This window comes from Kovacikia sp. CALU 1929, assembly GCF_056784235.1.
The window spans coordinates 13,477-34,525 of sequence record NZ_JBXBCF010000075.1 but is presented as its reverse complement, the minus strand read 5'-3'; the positions used below and the strand labels follow the sequence as shown (position 1 = coordinate 34,525).

General features: G+C 50.3%; 19 protein-coding genes. 10 read left to right on the top strand and 9 right to left on the bottom strand.

Going from position 1 to position 21,049, the window contains the following annotated elements:
• Positions 1–92: 92 nt before the first annotated feature.
• Together AC1S52_RS18635 and AC1S52_RS18630 are read right to left on the bottom strand one after the other, a co-directional pair.
• Complete coding sequence (locus tag AC1S52_RS18635; protein ID WP_482030543.1) at positions 93–1,604, bottom strand: ABC transporter substrate-binding protein/permease; 1,512 nt, start codon at positions 1,602–1,604, stop codon at positions 93–95.
• Positions 1,605–1,616: 12 nt separating this feature from the next.
• Positions 1,617–3,401, bottom strand: coding sequence for an iron uptake porin (locus tag AC1S52_RS18630; protein ID WP_482030542.1), 1,785 nt, complete (start codon positions 3,399–3,401; stop codon positions 1,617–1,619).
• Between the two features lie 161 nt (positions 3,402–3,562).
• Here AC1S52_RS18630 and AC1S52_RS18625 point away from each other — a divergent pair, with 161 nt between their 5' ends.
• Positions 3,563–4,066, top strand: coding sequence for a hypothetical protein (locus AC1S52_RS18625; RefSeq protein ID WP_482030541.1), 504 nt, complete (start codon positions 3,563–3,565; stop codon positions 4,064–4,066).
• Positions 4,067–4,219: 153 nt separating this feature from the next.
• Here the strand turns inward: AC1S52_RS18625 and AC1S52_RS18620 are convergent, their stop codons facing one another.
• Complete coding sequence (locus AC1S52_RS18620; protein WP_482030540.1) at positions 4,220–4,651, bottom strand: hypothetical protein; 432 nt, start codon at positions 4,649–4,651, stop codon at positions 4,220–4,222.
• Positions 4,652–4,772: 121 nt separating this feature from the next.
• Here AC1S52_RS18620 and AC1S52_RS18615 point away from each other — a divergent pair, with 121 nt between their 5' ends.
• The 5 genes from AC1S52_RS18615 (at position 4,773) to AC1S52_RS18595 (ending at position 9,284) form a co-directional block, all read left to right on the top strand.
• Positions 4,773–6,935: a lytic transglycosylase domain-containing protein gene (locus AC1S52_RS18615; RefSeq protein WP_482030539.1), complete on the top strand. Its 2,163-nt coding sequence runs from the start codon at positions 4,773–4,775 to the stop codon at positions 6,933–6,935.
• Positions 6,936–7,219: 284 nt separating this feature from the next.
• Positions 7,220–7,828: a Uma2 family endonuclease gene (locus tag AC1S52_RS18610; RefSeq protein WP_482030538.1), complete on the top strand. Its 609-nt coding sequence runs from the start codon at positions 7,220–7,222 to the stop codon at positions 7,826–7,828.
• A gap of 141 nt (positions 7,829–7,969) precedes the next feature.
• On the top strand, positions 7,970–8,449 hold the full coding sequence (locus AC1S52_RS18605) for a flavin reductase family protein (RefSeq protein ID WP_482030537.1): 480 nt from the start codon (positions 7,970–7,972) through the stop codon (positions 8,447–8,449).
• Positions 8,450–8,485: 36 nt separating this feature from the next.
• Positions 8,486–8,839, top strand: coding sequence for a phenylpyruvate tautomerase MIF-related protein (locus AC1S52_RS18600; RefSeq protein ID WP_482030536.1), 354 nt, complete (start codon positions 8,486–8,488; stop codon positions 8,837–8,839).
• A gap of 31 nt (positions 8,840–8,870) precedes the next feature.
• Complete coding sequence (locus AC1S52_RS18595) at positions 8,871–9,284, top strand: hypothetical protein (RefSeq protein WP_482030535.1); 414 nt, start codon at positions 8,871–8,873, stop codon at positions 9,282–9,284.
• Here AC1S52_RS18595 and AC1S52_RS18590 read toward each other — a convergent pair.
• Entirely contained in the window at positions 9,273–9,767 is a 495-nt protein-coding gene (locus AC1S52_RS18590; protein ID WP_482030534.1) for a methylmalonic aciduria and homocystinuria type D protein, read from the bottom strand. The two genes, AC1S52_RS18595 and AC1S52_RS18590, sit on opposite strands and share 12 nt — an antisense overlap.
• A 188-nt stretch (positions 9,768–9,955) precedes the next feature.
• Here AC1S52_RS18590 and AC1S52_RS18585 point away from each other — a divergent pair, with 188 nt between their 5' ends.
• The 4 genes from AC1S52_RS18585 (at position 9,956) to AC1S52_RS18570 (ending at position 13,621) form a co-directional block, all read left to right on the top strand.
• Positions 9,956–10,987, top strand: a complete 1,032-nt coding sequence (locus tag AC1S52_RS18585) for a S1C family serine protease (protein ID WP_482030533.1) — start codon at positions 9,956–9,958, stop codon at positions 10,985–10,987.
• 198 nt (positions 10,988–11,185) lie between these two features.
• Entirely contained in the window at positions 11,186–12,373 is a 1,188-nt protein-coding gene (locus AC1S52_RS18580) for a S1C family serine protease (protein WP_482030532.1), read from the top strand.
• A gap of 689 nt (positions 12,374–13,062) precedes the next feature.
• The gene (locus AC1S52_RS18575; RefSeq protein ID WP_482030531.1) at positions 13,063–13,299 is read left to right on the top strand and encodes a DUF4160 domain-containing protein; all 237 of its coding nucleotides are present in this window, start codon (positions 13,063–13,065) and stop codon (positions 13,297–13,299) included.
• The gene (locus AC1S52_RS18570) at positions 13,280–13,621 is read left to right on the top strand and encodes a DUF2442 domain-containing protein (protein ID WP_482030530.1); all 342 of its coding nucleotides are present in this window, start codon (positions 13,280–13,282) and stop codon (positions 13,619–13,621) included. Before AC1S52_RS18575 ends, AC1S52_RS18570 begins: the two co-directional genes overlap by 20 nt.
• A 118-nt stretch (positions 13,622–13,739) precedes the next feature.
• Here AC1S52_RS18570 and AC1S52_RS18565 read toward each other — a convergent pair whose 3' ends face one another.
• The 5 genes from AC1S52_RS18565 to AC1S52_RS18545 form a co-directional block, all read right to left on the bottom strand.
• Positions 13,740–14,561: a tetratricopeptide repeat protein gene (locus AC1S52_RS18565; RefSeq protein WP_482030529.1), complete on the bottom strand. Its 822-nt coding sequence runs from the start codon at positions 14,559–14,561 to the stop codon at positions 13,740–13,742.
• 3 nt (positions 14,562–14,564) lie between these two features.
• The gene (dps, locus tag AC1S52_RS18560) at positions 14,565–15,248 is read right to left on the bottom strand and encodes a DNA starvation/stationary phase protection protein Dps (RefSeq protein ID WP_482030528.1); all 684 of its coding nucleotides are present in this window, start codon (positions 15,246–15,248) and stop codon (positions 14,565–14,567) included.
• A 373-nt stretch (positions 15,249–15,621) separates the two neighbouring features.
• Positions 15,622–16,509, bottom strand: a complete 888-nt coding sequence (locus AC1S52_RS18555) for a type IV pilin-like G/H family protein (RefSeq protein WP_482030527.1) — start codon at positions 16,507–16,509, stop codon at positions 15,622–15,624.
• A gap of 107 nt (positions 16,510–16,616) precedes the next feature.
• On the bottom strand, positions 16,617–19,922 hold the full coding sequence (locus AC1S52_RS18550) for a tetratricopeptide repeat-containing protein (protein WP_482030526.1): 3,306 nt from the start codon (positions 19,920–19,922) through the stop codon (positions 16,617–16,619).
• A gap of 142 nt (positions 19,923–20,064) precedes the next feature.
• Positions 20,065–20,997 (bottom strand): DUF4432 family protein, encoded by a 933-nt coding sequence (locus AC1S52_RS18545; protein ID WP_482030525.1) that lies wholly within the window; start codon positions 20,995–20,997, stop codon positions 20,065–20,067.
• Positions 20,998–21,049: the final 52 nt, after the last annotated feature.

The following is a 21,049-nucleotide window of genomic DNA, read 5'->3' as shown; positions in this document are numbered from 1 at the left end:
GGCTTTCTTCTGTGCAGCTTCAAACAGAAGAGGTTGCTGACGACCTAACCCCCCTAACTAAAAATTAGCAACGAATCACAGAAACGATTGATCTATTCGCTACGCTTGAGCCGCCGTTCCAGGGTTGAGGCACCGGAGGTCAGTGCCATGACCAGCACGTAGTAAATGACTCCAGCAATCAGCAACGGTTCAAAGTAAATGTATTTATTAGAACCCACGATCTGAGCCGCACGGAGAATTTCAACAACCCCAACGGTGGATACCAGGGAAGAGTCCTTCAAAAGGGAGACGGTTTCGTTGACCAGGGCGGGCAGAATGTTTTTCAAAGCCTGGGGCAAAATGACATCCTTCATCATCAGTGGGTAGGGCACACCGAGGGACATGGATGCTTCGCTCTGCCCTTTGTCTACGGCTTGAATGCCCGCTCTAATCGTCTCAGACATGTATGCCCCAGAGTTGAGGGTGAAGGTGGCAACCCCAGCCTGTAAAGCGGTGATGTCGTAGCCAATTAACTGTGGTGTCGCGTAGTAGATGATTGCCAGTTGCAACAGCAGGGGAGTGCCGCGAAAGATCGAGGTATAGGCGTTGGCGAACCACTGAAAGGGTTTGAAGGTTGAGATTTTTAACAGGGACAGAACCGTCGCCCAGACCAGCCCAAACAGCACGGATAGCAGGGTAAACAGCAGCGTTACCGGAATCCCTCTGAGGATAAACAGGTAATCATCCCGGCTCAATCTGCCGAAGTTAATGTTTAACCCACCCTTGGGTTCAGATTCAGTTGCTTGAGTATCCAGTGCCGCCGGATTTTGGGAGAACCACTTTTTCACCAGGGCCTCCATTTCGCCGCTGCCCTTCATCCGGTAAAGGACTTTGTTGAACGGTTCCACCAACCTGGAGCCTTTAGGGAAGGCGATCGCAGAACCCGACTCTTGCTCTGAGGGAATGGGATTAAACTCCAGGTCGGGGTTGGCTGCGACAAATCCGGTGGCAACGGTATCTTCCACAATGGCGGCGGCAATCCGTCCGGCTTTAATTTCTTGAATAATGTCGGGAACGCGGTTGAGTTGCTTGATTTGCATCCCCGCTACTTTTTTGGCGATTTCCTGGGCATTCTGCTCCTGAATCGTGCCCAATTGCACCCCCACCACTTTCCCTTTCAGATCTTCGGGTTTGGTGAAATTGCTGCCTTTGGGGGCAATGATGGTGTCTTTGGCATCGTAGTAGATGATGGAAAAATCGACATTCTTCCGACGCTCTGGGGTGGGAGTCATGCCTGCCATGACAAAGTCTGCCCGGTTCGCCTGGAGTGCCGGAATCAGCCCATTGAAATCGGATTCCTGAATCTTGAGTTGGAATCTCAGTTCTTGAGCAATTTTGTTGGCAACATCCACATCAAACCCAACGATTTTGCGATCGCCCCCTTTCGTCTGATAAAACTCGTAGGGAGGATAGTCGGGCGAAGTGACCATTGTTAAAGTGTCTTTGCCGGTGAGATCCTTAATCGATTGGGCGATCGAATGGGATGGATTAAACAGGGAGGCGATCGCGCAAATCATCACGACTCCCGTAAAGATCGCCGTAAACAGCCAGGTTTTTCGTTTCATTGCATAGATGCCTTAAAAAACAAATGAAGTGCGGAGGATACCCACGAAGGCATCTGGATTACGGGCATCGTGGTTGGGTGCCGTCAGCCAGAAAATGCCGGGGGTGATGGAAAGGTTGTCAGTTAGCTGAATCCGGTAAAACGCTTCAATGTGGAAACCCACGTTACGGTCTTCTCTGCGTCCATCGGGCAGCCCGATCGCCTCCGCGACCCTGGCATTACTGGTATCGATTACCCGTGGCTGCATGCCAAACACAATCCCGCCCAGGTTGCCTTTGAGTAACAAATCGGGAAATGCCAGAGTGACGGCATAGTTCAAAACTTTGACATTCCCCCGGTTGCCAGTGGCGACTCCCAGCGTATCCACCCCTAAAACACGGGCATTAGCGTAGCCAATCCAACCGCCCAGTTGCAAGCTATCGCTGACCCGATAATTAGCAATGAAGCCAAAGTTGTCGGCATTCACCCGGTCATCAAAGGGGGTACTGAAGCCACCAGTGCTAACTTTTGCCGAATTACTGCCAGCCAGTGTATCGATGCCAAACTGGGGCGTGTAGGTATTCATGTAAAACATACCTGCGGTCAAATTGCCCACATACGTCGTCAGTTGCCCAAACGCGCTATAGCCGCCATTGAAGATGCCTGAGCTAACTCCGGGAAAGTTGGGATCACCGATGCCACCCGCGCCCTGTCCGGCGTAGCCCGCTGCCAGGGTAAGCCAGTCAGTTAGTTTAAAGTCAAATCCAAACCCTGCCTGGTTGCCCATTGGGTAGTAGAGCGGGTTGGAGTTGGCGAAGTTAGAAATGGAGCCTGTGGCAAAGTCACTGAAGGGAGAAATCGGGTCTGCGCCCAGGAACGTGGGATCGGTTTCACCGGCATGAATATGGAGGTTGAGGCGATCGCCCACGGGAAACTCGTAAGCCAGGTATTGAATAAAAACAGCACTATTGTTTCTGCCCTCCGAGGCAAAGGATGGCAAAATACGAGCCTCATCAGAAAAGGCATTGGGGAAGGTGGAGGCAAACCGCTGCGGGGCACCAAAACCACCTCCAGGCTGGTTGGTAATATTGGGATTGCCTGCACTAAACAGGCGGAGATTTGAGGCTTGTAGACGGGTTCTCAAGCGGTCTTTGCCGTTAAAGCTGGTATCAAAGTTGAGGCGAACCCGGTGGCTAATGGTGGTTTCGTTGGCATCGCTGGCAGCCCGCCCAAAGGCATCCCCCAGATAGCCGATCACTTCTCCATTCAATTTAGTGGTCGTAGAAAACTGCTGTGCCTCCAAAACAGTAGTTCGTGATTCCAGATCACCTACCCGCGTTTTGAGTGCCGCCAGGTCCTTGGCAAAGGTGTCTGCCAATCTTTGTAAGGTGTCTAAGTCACTCTGTTTGATCAGGTCAGCGGTGGATGCGGCAATCAGCTCGTTGATCCGATCCATACAGGCGTTTAGACCGGCAGCAAATTCGTAGCGGCTGAGTGCCCGGTTGCCGCGAAAGGTGCGATCGGGATAGCCAACGATGCAACCGTACCGTTCTACCAGGGATTGCAAAGCCTGAAACGTCCAGTCAGTGGGTCTAACATCGGTTAGCTGGGAAACGGAGGTGACCTGTTCCATCCCACTGATGGCATCGGGCGATCGCCCATCCCAACCATCTGCCTCTACCTGATAGAAAGAAGTGACCTGATCATCGATTGGCAGCAAGATTGACCCATCTCCCGCCAGAACAGGTGCTTCCAGCCAGAGACTACTACCCACCAGGGTCAGCCCAAACCCCAGCCCAGCCCACAACGGTTTCATCATCGCTCACACCAAAAAAGTATTGAGAGAAATTATGCCAGTTGGACAAAGCTTCAGAACAATTTTCCTCGCTAACCCCGTTCGGCTGAGCGTTCACATCGAAGCCTGATCCCTGGCACCTGTTATAAAATGTTGGGCATTCACTCCAATCCAGGATTTTAGTGGTGAGCAATGTTTCCTTGAAACCGAGAAGAAAGTTTCCGATCCTCTCGTTGTTGCTACTGCTGGTCGCTTACATTAGCTTCGGCTGGTTCTTGTCTGACCCCCGGTTTCCAGCATTTATGTTTCATGGAATCACAATTCACATTCCCCTGATTCTAGCGATCGCCTGGATCTGGATCATCTGCTCTGCTTTCATTAGCCCCCTGGCAAACTTCAGCCGATTTCTTGCCCACTGGTTCAAGTCTGATACGGTAGCCTTTCTCTCAATTTTTATGATGGCGTCGATCGCCACCATCATTCTCTTTTGGCTCCATATTTTTCTCCACATCCTGACGATTCTTGCTACAGAAGCCTTAGCCAGAGTTGATGTTCAAATAGCCGGATTTCCCAACTGGCAGGCATTTCTGATCCTATTGATTGTTTCTCTAGTTGGGTTATGGATTGGCTGGACGGCAAGGGATTACATGCCAATTGTGATTCAGCAATTTCGACTAACCCTCTCCTAAAGCGGCTCTCATGCTGACGTGGTACAAGCTAGTGGTTTGTATGAGTCATTAGTCATTAAGTCATTAGTCACTTAGTCATTAGTCCTTGTGTAGGCGACCAATGACCAATGACCAATGACCAAGAACGACCAAAAATGTACTTTCGGATAGGCATTAACGACACATCTCAATCATCAAAGTTTCAATCACTCCTGTCACCAGGGAGGGACTTCCTACAGCCCCCGCACGCAGGACTGCGCCGATACGGTAAAGTTCTGGGGGAATCAGGTTTGTCTTAGCGGCACTTTTTGAAAGTTTCAGGGTCGGAGTGTAAATGAATTGCCCAGCAGCAGTTTTGAGGGAGGTGTTGCCCAGATCGATCGCCGCTCCAGAACCCACCGCTTTGGCATAAAAGTCAAGCCGGATAGTCAATTCCAGGGGCATCAGGGCGATCGCCCCGCTACCGCCAAATTCAACCGTTGCTCGGAACCCAAACGACTTATCCAGACGCAAAATCGTTTCTGGCTCCTCTGGCTTGGCAGTAAAAGCGACCAGATCAGCCAGTTGGCAAGTAAAGGGAGCAATATTGACTTGAACTTCACCCATACAAATAGCTTACCAACTGTCTACTGCTGACTTTTTTTCCGTTCAATTTTGATTAGAAATGCTACAGTCACTAAGAAGTTCTATCCGGTTTCTGCGAGGAACGATGCTGAAACGACGGAGAATGAAAGTTTCACTCATGTTAGGGGCGGCATTTGTCGCGCTCCTGTTGGGCAGCGGTTTTTCCCTCTCCCTGTTGAATGGTTCACGGGATAGTGAATCGTTTAATGAAGCGGGGCAGGGAGACATTTCCCGAATTAAGGAGATTGAATCGCTGAAGGCGCTCCCTTCGCCCCAGCGGACTGAAAAGTTAGAGAAAATGGCTCAGGCTGAGCAATCTCCCGATCGCAACCGTGCTCGGTTTTTGCTTGCCAGTGAACTGTTGCAACAGGGGCAAGCAAAAAAAGCACTGGAGCAGCTACAGGGTTTAGACAATAGCTATCCAGTGCTGGCAGCCCATGTGGTGCGTAAGCAGGCACAGGCACAAACACTGGCGGGTAATTCCGATCAGGCGATCGCAACCTGGCAAGACTTGGTGAAGCGGTTTCCAGATGATCCGGTGACAGCCGAAGCGTTAGTGGCACTGAATCAGGCAGATCCCAAATATGGGGATCAGGCGATCGCCCGCTTCCCCGCCCATCCCCGCACGATTGAGCTGGTTCAGCAACGGTTGAAGCAAAGTCCCAATCAGCCTCAGTTATTGCTGGTTCTGGCTAAACATGGGCTATACACCTCAGGTTACCTGGCTGGTTTAGATAAGCTGGTGAGCCAGTACGCCAACCAGTTGACCCCCGAAGATTGGGAAGCGATCGCCTTCGGCTATTGGGAAAAGCAGCTATACGGCAAAGCGGGTGCTGCCTATGCCCGCGCTCCCTATACCCCCCGGAATGCCTATCGAATTGCACGGGGGCTTCAGCTTGGCGAACGGGGAGGAGCCACCCAGGCTTACCAACGCTTAGTGAATGACTTTCCTAAAGCGCAAGAGACTTCCCTGGCATTGCTGCGGTTATCGAGACTGGTAGAGCCAAAAATGGCAATGGCTTATCTCGATCAACTGATCAGCCAGTTTCCTGTGAAGGCAGGGGATGCCCTGCTGGAGAAGGTAAAGCTTTACGAAGGGATGAATAGCGCTAAATCGGCGCTGCAAATTCGGCAGGTTTTGTTGACCCGCTTTAGTAAATCGACAGCGGCGGCAGAACTCCGCTGGAGGTTGGCAAAAGAACAGTCAGAGGCAAAAGATTTTCAGGCGGCTCAACAGTGGGCGAAGCAAATTCTGGATCAAAACCCTGACAGTGAATATGCCGCGGAAGCAGGTTTTTGGTCTGGCAAATGGGCAAGCAAGCAGGGTAAGCAGGCAGACGCTCAGAAGGTGTTTGAGCAAGTAGTCAGCCGCTATCCAGAGTCTTACTATGCGTGGCGATCAGCATCCATGCTGGGCTGGCAGGTGGGTGATTTCAACTCGGTACGCCAGCTTAATCCGGGGATTGAACGTCCGGCTGCTCGTTCAGAACTGCCTACTGGATCGGCAACCTTGAAGGAACTGCACCAGTTAGGGCAGGATCGGGATGCCTGGGCGCTCTGGCAGGTGGAGTTTGAGTCTCCTATGCAGCCTAGCGTTGCCGAGCAATTTACCGATGGAGTGCTGCGACTGGGTATTGGAGATCACCTGGATGGAATTTTCATGGTCTCCTACCTGAGTGAGCGTGACGACCCTAGCGAACTCTCCCAGTACCAAGAACTCAAAAAACAGTTGCCCTACTGGCAGGCACTCTATCCCTTCCCATACATGGAACAGATCGAAGCCTGGTCTCAGGAACGGCAAATCAATCCCCTGTTAGTGACGGCTTTAATTCGGCAGGAGTCGCGCTTTATGCCGGGAATTGAGTCGTCAGCGGGAGCAAAGGGGTTGATGCAGGTGATGCCTGACACAGGCGCATGGATTGCTAAACAAATTAACCTGAAGGAATATAAGCTCAACGAACCTGAGGACAACATCAAGCTGGGCACCTGGTACCTGGATTACACCCATCGGGAGTATGCAGGCAATTCCATGTTGGCGGTTGCCAGCTACAATGCTGGACCCGGTGCGGTGGCTGGCTGGGTAGCGAAAAGGGGAATAGGCGACCCAGATGAGTTTGTGGAGGCAATTCCCTACAGTGAAACCAGAGGATACGTGAAATTGGTGTTTGAGAACTACTGGAACTATCTGCGACTCTATAACCCAGAGATCTCTCAGAAAATTGCTAAGATTTCACAGGCTCATCCGACTGGAAAAAGTGAAGGATGAAGTTCCCCCTTTTCCTGAGTCCTCAATTTGGTGGCATTTAAGGCAGTGGCTATAATTTAGCTCAGACTGTTGATCCTCAGAGCGACCGGATGATCCAGCCCACCGACGGTTCCCGCAACCCGCAGCCGCGATCGCAGGGACTTGTTTTGTATGCGCGGGTAAGCCTATGGATGCCCCTGGGTTCGATGGCGTGATTTGCTTTTATGACAGTTTTAAACCCGGTCAAGCTGCCTTTGAGGAGACACTGGAAGCGTTGGTCAAACCTTAAACTAAGGAGATGATGCATGTCTATCCTGACTCAATCAACCACTGAAAATTCAGCAGCCAATCCCCCTCCTGAGAAAAAGGTTTGGACTGACGCAACATTCATGGCACTTCCAGATGACGGACATCATTATGAGGTCGTGAATGGAGAATTAATCGATATGGGAAATTCAGGCGCATTACACGGTAATGTGTGCAGCACATTGATGATTTTGCTTGGTGGTTATATCCGCATTCACAAATTGGGAGCCATGTTTGATTCCAGTACCGCTTTCAAGATGAAGAGTGGTAATAAACGCTCTCCCAATATTGCTTTTTTTGCTAGAGAACGATTGCTAGGCATGACTGAACTCCCCACTGGTTTTTTAGACGGTGCGCCTGATCTTGCTGTTGAAGTGCTATCTCCCGGCAACACGGTTGAAGAAATTGATGACAAGATTACGGAGTATTTTGACAATGGTGCCCGGTTAGTTTGGATCCTTAGCCCAACTCAGCACTACGTATTGGTCTACCGCTCTGCTCAGGAACCCGATCGGCTGCTCAAATCGGTTGATTCCTTGGATGGCGAAGACGTTATTCCCGGATTTACCCTTCCCGTAGCCGATTTGTTTCAAACACTTTCTTTCTAGGTCGTCCTAAATATACCCTGTCATTTTCCGCGAAAAATTCACCTGCCCCCTGGAAGGGTTATCTGGGAGAATTAAAAGTTGTTTGCGGCGGCTCATCTTAACCGATACACTGAGCAGTGTAGTTCTGAGAGGCAGCTACCCTTGTTAGACGAACAGGCAAAGAAAACCATTCTGCGGAAGATCCCTCACGGTCTTTATGTTTGTGGGGTCAAGGATGGAGACGAGGTGAACGGCTTTACGGCAAGCTGGGTCATGCAGGCATCTTTTACCCCTCCCCTGGTTGTGAATTGTGTCAAGCAAGATTCCAAGTCTCACGCCATGATTAAAGCCAGTGGAGTTTTTGCCCTCAGCATTTTGGCAGCCGAGCAGAAGGAACTGGCACAAAAATTCTTTAAACCCCAACGGCGAGTGGGCAACAAGTTTGAGGATGTGGAGTTTTATCTGGGAGAAACCGGCTGTCCGATTATCTCCGACACCCTTGGATATGTGGAGTGCCAGGTGGTTGGTGCCGTTGAAAAAGGCGATCACACAGTTTTTGTGGGTGAAGTGATTGCCGCTGGAGTTCACCGTGACGGCGATCCCCTGCTACTGGAGAGTACAGGTTGGCAGTATGGGGGATGAGAATCAATGACAAACCAGTAGGGTGAGAATGCAGCCATGCCTTTGATTAAAGTGCAAACTTCTGTGGATGGGTTGGACAAGTCTCAGGTGGATGGGTTGTTAAAAAGTCTGTCAGCTAGCTTGTCTAAACATGTTGGCAAACCGGAGTCCTATGTCATGACTGCCCTGGAACCGGGTGTTGCCATGACCTTTGGGGGGACGGTTGATCCGGTTTGCTACATTGAGGTTAAAAATGTGGGCACGATGAGTTCAAACCAGACGAAGGCGATGAGCCAGGATTTTTGTGCCCAGATCAGTCAGACTTTAGGCGTGCCAGCGAACCGCATCTATATTGAGTTTTCCGATGCGAAGGGGGCAATGTGGGGGTGGAATGGGTCTACCTTTGGCTAAGGTTGCAAATGTTGATTTTCCCACGAGGGTTATGAGCCAGACTGAGAAAATCATGCCGCTGCCCCATCCTTTGAATCATGGGCAGATTTTTTTTAGTCCCGGTTGCCACTTTAGCTATCGGGTCGTGGGTCCCTGCTGTCGTCTGTTCGATCGCGAACAGCTTCCCTACCCCTGTTGCCGCCTGCAATGGCGCGGCAAGGAACCCAGTTGGCGGCGGATTGGCAGGCGGTTTATTGTTGATCTGGCAACTCGCAACCACCCTTCCTATAGTGTTGAAATTGTCGGACAGGGTTCGTCCGCTCCCATTGTGATTACCCTTTATTCTGTCAATCTACCCCAGCCGGTGAGGGATTGGTGGCACTCGGAAAAACGGAAGCAGCCGCTTGAAATTGAGCTTGGAGTTGAGCTTGAAGTTGAGCTGGCGATCGTGGAGTCAGCTCCTTAGTAAGGGAACTCCCGCATAGACCGCAACACTTTGTACATCCTGAACCACCGACTCTAGTATCTCTATGCTTGCCGATGACATCAGGATTGAGGGGTAAACTGCGCTTCCCCAGGCGGGATGCAAAATGACTGAGCAGCCATCGCTATCTGTTGTCGGATAGCCCAGACAGGCATGGGCAACAGCCACATCATCCAGTCTCAATTGACCGGGCTGGGAAAGGAGGGGAAAACCAGTGCGGGGGTCAAATGCGTCTACCAGGTATCCTCGTTGCTGGAGCTGGTGGGCAATCTGGTAACCAAACTGAAGAAATCTCTGGCGCAGAAGTTGTTTCTGCTGTTCAGCCCTGGGGGATTTTTCACAAAGCGTGCAGCTAGAAGGTTGAAGGATAACTAGAACAGAGGAAACTGGACGCGACCAGGTCGGCAGTAGTCTGTCTGCGTGGGTGCAGATAAATGGGCTGGGTGAATGGACAGAGTACTGCATGGGTCAAGGCTGGAGACAGGTAACAAGGGATGGGGAATGGGAATTCTCAACCGGTTGAAAAGTAGCCGTCAAAAAATATCCGGATAGTTAGCAATTGTTTCTGTAAATTGAATGTACTTCATATCGTTGAAGGCATTGAAACTAAGGTTCTTTCTACAATTGGCTGCTCAATTCTGTTGTTTGATCCATTGATTACCACTATTACGACTTCTCAACTTATTGAGTTCAAACGATCGCAAGCACAAGCTCTTTCTTCGCTTGCTGCAAAAATCACGGGGGGAGTGAAATCAGCCATTGTTACCGTTTACGCCGGGAAAGAAATTGGCTCTGGTAGTATTATCCGTGCGGATGGGCTAGTTATTACAAACCATCATGTTGTCCAGAACGCAATTAACCATCCAGGAGGTGAATGGCTTTTAATTCAGACATTTGATGGTACCCGTTACACCGGAAATGTGATTGGCAGTGATCGCACTAATGACCTGGCTTTAATTCAGTTGGTTGCCCACAAAAAGTTTCCAACTGTACCTATGGCAAGCCGTAAAAGCACTCAGCCGGGGCAAAAAGTGTGGGCAATTGGGAGTCCCTTTGGGTTCCCAGGAGTGCTGACGGAGGGAATTTTAACGGTGGTCAAACCTAATGGGGATTTGCAGTCAACTGTAATTTTGAAGCCCGGAAATTCTGGCGGACCATTGCTCAATTTACGCGGTGAATTGATTGGAATTAACAAAGCGATTTTGCAGTTTCCTGCCGGACAAAACAGTGGCAACAGTTTAGCAACCAGTGTTGAAGTTGCCAGACGGTTGATTGAACAAAATTATCTAGGGGCAATCGCAACTCTGTCACCCAAACCATTAGTGCCTGGCTCCAAGTCAACCATACCAGGGCAGGAAACCCAATCCCTACGCCGCGATCGCCCTGCCCTAGCGGGTCCACCCTTTGTGATCGAGTCTAACCTGACGCTGAAGCAAAGTTCTGGCGGCTCCAGGGAATTGTTAGGGCTGATCGTAGATCGCAACCATTTAATTGTGCGACGGGTGCAATCCGGTTCCGTGAGTGCCCTCAGTGGCTTCAAACCAGGCGATCGCCTAGTTGCAGTCAACGGGGACTGCTTAAACCGATTTGAAGAGTTGGAGGCATTTTTGAACCAAAAACCCAGATCAGCAGTCTTTACCATTAGTCGAAATTGGCAACAGGCGACTCTTGAGGTCAATTTCTAATTTTGCAGGCTGTAAACCTTATTCCGCGACCCTTCAGTTTTGGTGCATAATAGACCAGAGATAGATGAATGGTATTTTCGTACTATCAACTGAGGGTTCTACTGATCGAAATTCACCTGGCAAGCGTTTTTTGGGCGATCGCCGCCAACTAAACGCTGGAGTCTCATTCCTTGCTGGCAAATCCAGATTTAGATTCCTATGAAACTTCTGCCCTGGCTTTTAGCAGGTTCTTTTTTTCTCGTTGCACGCGGCATTGCATCCGCCATTCCTTCCAATGCTGATATCCCTCTCCTGACCGAGGGGCTAAAGCGAATTGGAGTTGAATGGCAAGATGAATTTGCCCAGCAGCCAGATGGTTCGGTCAAACAATATAAACCAAATCAGCCCACGGGGCAAACAGGTAAAGATTGTAAGGAAGCCGGTCCCTCGGTAGTTACAATTCATGCTGGTCAAGCCTTTGGGTCTGGCAGCATTGTTAGTCCTGATGGGTTAGTGATCACCAATCACCACGTCGTTAGACCTGCCAGAGGTGGGCAGATTGGGGTCAAGCTGATTGGAGGCAAACAATACCAGGGGCAGATTATTGCCACTGATCCCATGAATGATCTTGCTCTAGTGAAATTGAACACGCAAGAGCGATTGCCTGCAATTCGTTTTGGCGACCCCTCCAGCATTCAAATGGGGCAGTCGGTGTGTGCGATCGGAAGTCCCTTTGCCCGTCCTGGTGTTTTAACCCGAGGTAAGCTAACGACGGTTCGGCGCAATGGAGATTTGCAATCCGCCCTCGTTTTGCAACCTGGAAATTCGGGCGGACCTCTCCTGAACCAACAGGGGGAGATGATCGGCGTAAATAAGGCAATCTGGCAATCGCGCAATGGTGAAAATAGTGGGATCAGCTTTGCCACCAATGTTGCCACTGCCAGAAACTTTATTGCCCAGAGGGGGACAACGGGCGGAAATTATTACGGTTCGCGTCCGACCAACCCTCAACCAGAGTCCTTCCAGCCTTCCTATGGGGATTCCTATCCCGTGCCGTCCTACCCAATGGAACCCATGCCAGGGGAGCGGTCGCCCATGATGCCGCCCGATGCCTATCCCGTTCCGACTGAACCCTTTCAATCGGGGATGCGTCCTCCTGCTGGCATGTCCTCTGGCTCCCGCTTAGGGCTTGTAATTGACAAAATGACCCTGGAGGTTCAGTCGGTTGAAAGTGGCTCACCGGCTCAGACGGTTGGCATCAGGGTGGGCGATCGCCTGATTGCGTTAGATGGCATTCAAATTCAAGGGTTTGGTCAACTGCAAGAGTTCTTGAGTCAGCGCCCAAATTCGGTTGTGATTACGGTCAATCGGGAAGAAAAAGTACAAAATCTTCGAGTCAACTTTTAGTCCTGATTGCTTAATGGTGCAGAAAACTCAGTTGAGACTCATGCGTGATTTTCTATAAGGTGTATGAACTATTCTGAAACCTCTTAAACATGCTGCTAGACCAACTGAGCGATCTGTAGAGGGACAGTAGTGCAACTTGCCTGCTTGTTATCTCCAAGGGAGAATCTATCAAAGGCATTGCTTTTATGGCGTTTGAACACCTTTAAGGGAAGAAGCCTAAAAAATTCCTGAGCTTAACCAAGTACGTTGCGTTTCTCTTGAAAGCTGCCGTGGGATGGATGGGCAACATTGCTGCTCGATCTTCAACATTGGTTTTGGTTTTGCATTAACCGCAACCGCGCTGTTTTAGGCGAGAAAGAAAATATCGACTTACTTGAATCTGCCTTTCTTAACCGGAACGCAGATTCAGACGATTTTAGATATTTGCCTTCATGGTTTCTGATTCCGTTCACTCGTGCGAAGAATAGGATGCTGATCCAACTCCCATCATCTGGAAAATTACGAAGTGCATTGCTAGATCTGGCTAAAAAGTTCTCTGATTTTGTATATATCTTGTAATGCGAACTAAATGATGCGGATAGTATAGTGCGATCGCGGCTCTTGTAAGGCGCATTGAGGCTCACCCTACTCATTCTGATAGTGTGGCTGTAGATTAAACTGAAGGAGATAGGTGAGTAACGTCCTCATTAATGCCTACGGTTCTACAGGTTGGTCCTTACAGTTTCATCTTTTTCAGTTCTGATAGAGGCGAACCTGCTCATATTCATGTTAAGCGAGATCGGCAGTTGGCTAAGTTTTGGCTGAGTCCTGTTTCTTTGGCGAAAAATCGAGGCTTTAAAGACCACGAATTAAACGATATTTCTCAGCTTGTGGAGAAACACGAACAAACATTGTTGGAGGCTTGGCATGACTACTTTGACGCTTGAAACAGAACCCCTTGCAGCGCAGGTCAAAGTAACCGATGAAAAGTTGATTTTGGACTTGATCGATGGACGTAGTTTAATAGTGCCGTTATCCTGGTATCCCCGATTGCTGCACGCATCTCAGGAAGAGCGGCAAAACTGGCAACTCTTAGGAGATGGTTATGCAATTGAGTGGATTGACTTAGACGAACATATTGGCGTTGAAGGACTGCTAGCAGGTAGGCAAAGCGGTGAGAGCCATCATTCTTTTGAACATTGGCTAACGACACGAAGCACCTCTTCACAGCTAGAGTTGTCTAACAATTCAAATTTAGCAGACGGTTGAATGCTGCTGCTGAGTTCGAGGTTGCTTGCCGCCGCTGATTTGAGACGACCTTTGCGCTATTACAGATGCTCTGGCGGCAAAAAACAAAGCCATCAAGAACGTTACCTTACCATCCAATTTAATAAAGCAACAGGGTGAGCCGTTTACGGTAGTCTTTCGTTAAGGGGTGGTCGTCACCCAAAAGATCGAAGACTGCCAGCATCGCTTTTCTGGCACCATCGTTCTGGTAACGCCGATCGCGGCTGACAATGCCCAGAAATTGTTGCAACCCTGCCTCGTAGTTCTCTCCTAAAACGGATTGAACCGCTTGCTGAAACTGCTGATCCAGTTCACTGTCTCCTGTAGGCTGATTGACCATTCGTTTGAACCCAACCAGTGCCCTGAGGGTTTTGACATGGGGAAAGTACGCCTTGTCATGATCGGGAATCGATGACAGCAGGGTTTCGGCAGTCTCCAGTTGACCCGCTTCCAGATAGAAATTGGCGGCTTCCAGGATGAGTTTGCGATCGCCTGGATACTGCTTTAACAACTCTTCCAGGCGAGCCTGTGCCTGTTCAACGTTGCCCATTGCCGCATCGTTATAGACCGCTTCCAGGGATTCGTCTAATACAGATGTCAGGTTGAGTTGAGCTAAAAGCTCTCGGAGTTGGGGTTCTGGAAGGACACCAACAAACCCCGGATTTACCTGACCATCCAGCACAATCCGCACATCGGGAACGCCCTCAACCTCATAGGTATGTGCCAGATCTGGATTCTGGTCAATATCGACCTTTGCCAGAACAAAATCGTACTCCTGCACCAGCTTTTCTAGCATCGGCTTGAGCATCTGGCAGGGTCCGCACCAGGTGGCAAAAAAGTCTACAAGAACTGGCTTCTCATAGGATTTCTGGAGCACTTCTGAATCGAAGCGATCGCGATCGACTGAAATTGAAGATCCCATTCCTTAACTTTTGGCTTTTCCTTTCTTATTGGCTGACTTTGTGGTTGCTTTGGTGGTTTTAGTTTTTGCAGTGGTTGCTTTGGTGGTTGCCGGTTTCGCCGTTGCCTTAGCAGCGGTTGTTCTGGCAGGTTTTGGGGCGGTTGCAGCAGTCCCACCATGACCATTGTCAGAGGTTACCGCCTCGCTTCCTTGCAAGTGAGCTTCCAGGAACCACAACCGCATATCAATGGTTCTGGAAACTTCTGTATAAAGATCGGCGGTGTCTGCGTCCCCTAAGTCATCGGTCTGGTCAATGCCGTCCCGCAAATGTTTGGCATAGGGAGCGTAACGGTCTGCCAGGGCAGTGATGTGGTCTTTCCCGTCCAGGATGGTGAGGGGGTATTCGGGCAGAATTGAAGTTTGGGCGGCAATCCGGGCAGTGCCCAGGGCAGTGCCACCCAGGGCGGTGACCCGTTCGGCAACCATATCAACGTACTCTTCCAGTTCCCCTGCCATTTCATCAAACAGCTCATGCAATTGATAAAAATCTAGCCCTTTTACATTCCAGTGAGCCTGCTTGACCTGGGTTTTGAGATCTAACGTAGCAGCCAATGTTTGATTGAGCAGTCCAACAATTTCGGAACGCTGATCCTCAGGAATATCAATCCGAGTCGGATGAAGGATTTGTTTGTTACCGTTACTGCCCATAGGTTTGTACCCTCATTGAGTCTGTAGCTGATGCAGGAAAGCTACCTCAAATCTATCTCAAAAATTAGTTTTAGCAGAAAGTTTTTAGAGATGGCTAATGCCAACATGCCCCTATAGGGAATGTAGCGTGGACTCCAGGTACTACCAGAACTGGTTCTTGTGGCACTGAGACGACGGTAAGAGTGTCAGGTGTTAAGTGTTTTTGTTGGTTGTTAGCTGGTAGAGAGAGGAGGCGTTGGGGGGCAGGTAAACTTTAGCCTACTCTTTGGAACAGAGCCGTACAGCTCTCAACCTTCACCTATTCCCTATTCCCGATGACTCTTTCCCCCTAACTCTTAACTCTCAACTCTTAACTCTTAACTCTTAACTCCTTCTACACGGGTGCAGAGCCACTGGGACAGGTCAATTGGTTGCCACTCAAAGTGGGGGTAGCGGGGGCAGTTTTGGAGTTTTGCTGGCTGGCGCAAACAATCGATAGGGGCACGTTCTTGTCATCTTGTTTGAGGATGTAGACGGCTCCGGTGTAGCTGGGCAATCCGTCTCTTTGGGCGATCGCTGTTGACACGGCTCGGGTTGCGTCCCCACTGGTGGATAGGGTGTAGCTGGGGGTGTCATTAGTCACGGGTTTTCCCAGTTCTGTCAGGCTGGCGGCAAATCGTTTTTGTTGATTAAAAAATGTGGACTGCTGCTGGTTGAGGGTGGCAATGGCACCTTCCACTGCCTCAGAGCCGTTTGAGGAAGCAAATAACGGGATGCCACCTTCCTGGGGCTGTCCTTTGGCAACGGTTGAGGTCTGTTGGGGATTATTTTTTGCCCGCTGTTGAGCGGTTGCCAGTTGTTTTTGATAGGTGGGCAGCAGTTTCTGAGCGGTTTTGTAATCGGGGCTGGTTTTGGGGACGGCTTTGAGGGAGGCGATCGCCCGTTGCCATTGGGTGATTACCAGTTTCCAGTCTTCTGGCGTTTGGGCATCGCGGGCAAGGGCGGAGGCACTGGTCGCAATGTCGATTCCCCTCGGCAGGGTATCAATGGATGGGGTTGGCTGAGCATTGACTGCCTCGGATGGTTTGGCACCGACAGCGGCTGTTGATTTGGGAGAGGAGCGGGCAGTGATGGGTCTGGGTGAAGGGGTCGCTGTTTCAACGGGTAAGGGCGGGGGCGGGGTGGGGAGCGAGGATTGAGGGGTTGTACTGCTACAGGCAAATAGCAGCAGGAGGGGGGCGATCGCACCCAGTTTAGTTAGTAGTAGGCGAGAGAAATTCATGATCAAAAAGGATTGAGGAAGTCACAAGGGCTACTGGACAGTCCTATGCTACTCAGAGGAAATGGTGTCATTCACCACCCACTGTAACCGCTACTATCCTATCCTCTTCAACCATTTAGAGACGCTCTCCTCGCGGCTGAAAACCCATGCATCATCTCAGAACTTTTGATATCCGAACTTTCCAGGTCGCGATCTGATTCAATTGAAGCACTGGGCTGTTTCCAGTAGTCAAACTTGGTGGTGTCAATGTGATCAACAATGCCACCCAGTTGTTGCACTTGCTTCACCATATCAGCCGTACCGCCCAGACCGTCTCCCCCCTGCCCGTTCCACAGGGCAATCAACCGCACACCTTTAATGTCATACACCAGAGTGGAATATAGCGCCCAGCGGTTATTGCGTCGGTAGACATTGTCGCCGTCGGGCACTGCACCTAAGCGACTGCTTTGAAGATGCACAATCACATTGGGATGATTGTAGATGTTGTAGAATCGCTCAACCCAGTGGTCTCCGGCAAAGCTGACCGAATCTTGAATAAACTCCGATGGTTCAGAGGGCAGGTAAACCTCCACCTGCATATTGCGTTTGAGGCAGGCTTCGAGGAAAAGCACGTCTCCCCCGCAGGCAATGCCAGGTGCAATCGCAATACAATTGCTATTCGCTTGCAGTCGATCCAGGGAGTGTTCGATTCGCTGGGCAGCTTCTGCCTCCATGACTGCCGGAAACCGGGGTTTTGTGCGATCGGGGTGGTCTACCATGTGCCCGGTAAACAGAAATACCTGGGTCGGTTGGATGACTTCATCTGGCTCAGCACGGACGAATAGCTGGTTTCGCTGTTCAAACCGCCTCAGCCCATATTGCAGCACGGCAATGCCTGCTTGCACATGCTCTGGACGAAACCCTAACAACTCCATGAGCTTGAGCTGATCGAGGGTTATTTGCAAGGCAAATTTATTGTTCCAAAGAATCGCCAGGGCTTTTCGATAGGCTGTTGCCACCTGCTGGGGTGTTTCTGCCACACACACCGCCAGATCTCCGAGGGAAAGGGCAGCCCAAAAGTCGTTAGGGCACTTTAGCAAATTGCTTTCCAAACAAAAATAGACTGACCCCTTTAATGCCGACAACTTGTTTCGGTAAGCCGTTTCGTCGGAGTCACCGCTGGGGAATGCAGCCGTCTCTGCTAAGTGATTTAGCAGTGCAATTAAGGTGAGTGCATTGATGCCGGGATAGTATTTGTTTTGATCGAGGGAATACCCGCGAAGATAGTTTTCGATCGACTTTTGCAGGAGACATGAGGCTTCATAGGCAACCTGAATTCGCGGTTGCTCGTCGGTAATGGCACACCAGTTTTGTTTCCATAAGTCTTTGTAAATCCGAGCCAGATAGGTGGTGGCATCGACACAATCCGGTTGTTCACGGATCAGATCTTCCAGTTTGACGATCGCCTCATCAACTTGCCCCAGGTGGCTCAGGTGATAGGCCTCTTCACAGCGAAAAGCGATACTCTCTGGATTGATCTTGAGACCCTGATGGTATTGCTTGAGGGCAAGGGCAGAATTGCCCATACTCTTGAGTGCCTTCCCTGCTTCTGCAATGATATCTTCCTTAATCAGCGGATTGCTGACCTCTTCCGCTAACAGAATCACATCCCCAATTCGCTTTTGCCGTTGGGCGATCGCAATCAAGGATTGCAGCGTGTTGTATTCCCGCCAGTAGCCTTCTGCAAGAGGGGTGCGCAGCACTTTGCGATCGGGTTCGGGCAGTCCCGTCAACAGATTGAAAATAGGGCTATGGGTGCGGCTACGTTCAGAAGTCCAGGTCGCCTGGATCATGTTGATCAGGGCTTGTTTGTCCTTATACAAAAACTGCATATCTGGACAGCCGCTGTCATCACAGTGGTAAACCAGGGTGCGAACGTTAAAAATATCAAAGGGCATGTAGGAACGCCCCGCTTGAATGTGGACGGAGCCTCGTCGCCGTAGAGCATGGCGGATGCCCAGTTCATAGAACACATTGGCATTGTCAATACTGAGGTCAGCCACGACCAGATCCGCCAGCAGCAATTCCTGAAACATATCTGCCAGAATATCGCCACTGGCAGCTTCTTCATCCGCTCGAAAGGACTCAAAGCCTGCCTCTTCAATCGCAGGTTTAATCAGGTTTTGGTAGATGTTGTTAAAGTCAATCCAGCGTCCGTCGGGTCCTTGCTTGCGTCCGAAGGGCATGACCACAAAGGCATGGGGGCGATCGCGCCTTAGCGGGGGTGCAGCCGCTGGCAGGGCAGGATGAGAGGTGGTGGGTGGTGGCTCAATCGGCTCTAGGGTTTTCTTTCCATTGGTGGTAAGTTCTGATGAAGCATCGGCTACCACAAACTCTGGTGCTTCAATTAACGCCTCTGGCTCCGTGGCTGGAATCGTTATAGGCAATTCTCGTTCAAGGGCGATCGGTAACGGTCGAGCCATCCATGACTGAATTTGCAACTCATCGTCTGCTTGCAACATTTCCAGTGAGTCCTGCACCTGGTCTGCAATTTGGCGGTAAGGATTCTCAATTAATGTTTCTGTGGCGAGGACAAGACGGAAGTATGCCTGAGTGCTTTGCTCTGATGGGGACAGGCTTTGCCAGTAATCCTTCAGCAGAGTTAACCCGATGGTTAGCTGGTTCTGGATAGTCAGCCAGCGGTTGAGAGAACTGACCCTAACCCAGAGCAGAAATGCTAATCCAACCATAGGGGCGATCGCTCCCCAGCCCAATCCATCCAAATTCACAACAGGTAACAGCACGATCAATCCAATGCATATCAGAATCCCTAGCTGGTGGCGATCGCGATAAGTTGCCAGTTGTTTTGCCTGCTGTCTTGCCTGTTCTAACTGAGGCACCAGGCGTTCTTGCAAATAGCCATCCGCTTGCAAATTTTCATCTTCCCAGTCAAGTTCATCCCCACAGCCCGGAGCATGCTGTAACAACCAGCCACCTCGAAACCGCTCCTGTACCTGTTGCTGAATCGTGGCAATCTGTTGATTGAGCCAGAAACTACGGTTGGATGTTTGGTGTAAAAGCGTGCGATAGAAGTATATTGCCCGTTCGGTCGCCGCTGCCCCTGCTGCCAGCGCCAGCCAATCCCGATCTTCCTGGAATGGGTTGGATTGGAACACCAGTCCTGCAAACACCAGTCCTGCCATGATTAACCCGGCTCGACAAACCTGAATCAGCAGTACCCGGTTGTCTATATTTTGGGTCAGACAGGGCAGAACCGCCAGAAACGTCGAACTGATGATGAGGGCGATCGCTCCTCTCTGCCACCAGTTATAACGCCGCCGGGCAGTTCCGCTATTGACCTGAAGTTGATGGTGTAACTGTTGGGCGGCAACTAAAGCCGCATTGGACGCGATTCCCGATGCACCTTGACTCATGATGGCTAAAGCGTTGACATGGTTACAGTTCAATTTAACCTTTTTAGAGAGCTTTATTCCATGACCGTATGAGTATTGTGATGCGGCGAGAGAAAAGCCCCATAGCCTTCCATTCTCACCAATCAATAGCTATCCTAATTGCTCAATTGCTCAAGCGGATGGTCATCGTTCGGTATTGCCGTTCCTGGGGTCTAAGTTGGGCGGTTGTGCCATTTTGGTAGGCAGTTTCTAAGTCCGCGGGTATGGTGGTGCAGGGTTCGAGGACCACAACGTAGTGATCCTGCCATCCGCCATAGCTTTGAAACACCCAAACATAGGGGAAATCGGAGGTGTCAAAGCGCATCACCAGAGAAGTTTGGGAATCGCGACGGCGAATGCCGCACATGCCCAATGCCAAATTGGAACTGTAGTAGAATTCCTGCAATTTCGACGATCGCGGCGGAATTTGATGCACCTCAATTTCTTGACCATCTGCCGCCAATGCCTTTGGAAACTTCGTTTTCTTTGCCTGTCCAATAATTTTGCTGAACTCAGGCAAAGCTGGTTCAATTAAGCAATCGGGCAACAGAATTTCATCCCCTTCCGCGATTGCGATCGCTGCCTGTTGCTTGAACAAAAAGGGAATCGTTTCCTTAGAGTGGTTTTGAAACCGATACCCGATCTTGGCTTCCGGCTGGCTTTCACTCAGCAGAATACTTTTTTCGACCGATATGGGCACTGTATGGCACTGGTAAGTCAGTTTTACATAGAACTGGGACGCTTCTACTACGTCCCATGCCTGGGACCACAACTCACCATGATCGACCAGATCACGTCCACGAAATTCGCCACCAGCCTGACTGGGGAATATCTCAGCCCACCCTCCTGTCCAATGGTCATCAAAGGATGCTCCCAAGGGTAGCGATCGCGCCTGAGAAGGGATATAAGTCTCCGGATGCCATAGCCAATCATGTCCGGTTCTGCGATCGTGCAATTGGTCAATCCGCCCCCCACAGTCAGGTCTAATCGTTAATTGAAGATCAGCATTTTCCAGCGTAATAATCTGTTTCGTCTGTGCAACAGTATCCAATCTCATCACAAATCTGCGTTAAGGAACAAAAACAAAATCAGCCCTGGAGGAACGAAAA

Coding starts and splice junctions, on each gene's coding strand:
- AC1S52_RS18635 (WP_482030543.1), bottom strand. CDS start 1,604: ATGAAACGAAAAACCTGGCTGTTTACGGCGATCTTTACGGGAGTCGTG.
- AC1S52_RS18615 (WP_482030539.1), top strand. CDS start 4,773: ATGAAAGTTTCACTCATGTTAGGGGCGGCATTTGTCGCGCTCCTGTTG.
- AC1S52_RS18630 (WP_482030542.1), bottom strand. CDS start 3,401: ATGATGAAACCGTTGTGGGCTGGGCTGGGGTTTGGGCTGACCCTGGTG.
- AC1S52_RS18590 (WP_482030534.1), bottom strand. CDS start 9,767: ATGCAGTACTCTGTCCATTCACCCAGCCCATTTATCTGCACCCACGCA.
- AC1S52_RS18580 (WP_482030532.1), top strand. CDS start 11,186: ATGAAACTTCTGCCCTGGCTTTTAGCAGGTTCTTTTTTTCTCGTTGCA.
- AC1S52_RS18610 (WP_482030538.1), top strand. CDS start 7,220: ATGTCTATCCTGACTCAATCAACCACTGAAAATTCAGCAGCCAATCCC.
- AC1S52_RS18575 (WP_482030531.1), top strand. CDS start 13,063: ATGCCTACGGTTCTACAGGTTGGTCCTTACAGTTTCATCTTTTTCAGT.
- AC1S52_RS18600 (WP_482030536.1), top strand. CDS start 8,486: ATGCCTTTGATTAAAGTGCAAACTTCTGTGGATGGGTTGGACAAGTCT.
- dps (WP_482030528.1), bottom strand. CDS start 15,248: ATGGGCAGTAACGGTAACAAACAAATCCTTCATCCGACTCGGATTGAT.
- AC1S52_RS18555 (WP_482030527.1), bottom strand. CDS start 16,509: ATGAATTTCTCTCGCCTACTACTAACTAAACTGGGTGCGATCGCCCCC.
- AC1S52_RS18595 (WP_482030535.1), top strand. CDS start 8,871: ATGAGCCAGACTGAGAAAATCATGCCGCTGCCCCATCCTTTGAATCAT.
- AC1S52_RS18565 (WP_482030529.1), bottom strand. CDS start 14,561: ATGGGATCTTCAATTTCAGTCGATCGCGATCGCTTCGATTCAGAAGTG.
- AC1S52_RS18620 (WP_482030540.1), bottom strand. CDS start 4,651: ATGGGTGAAGTTCAAGTCAATATTGCTCCCTTTACTTGCCAACTGGCT.
- AC1S52_RS18570 (WP_482030530.1), top strand. CDS start 13,280: ATGACTACTTTGACGCTTGAAACAGAACCCCTTGCAGCGCAGGTCAAA.
- AC1S52_RS18550 (WP_482030526.1), bottom strand. CDS start 19,922: ATGAGTCAAGGTGCATCGGGAATCGCGTCCAATGCGGCTTTAGTTGCC.
- AC1S52_RS18545 (WP_482030525.1), bottom strand. CDS start 20,997: ATGAGATTGGATACTGTTGCACAGACGAAACAGATTATTACGCTGGAA.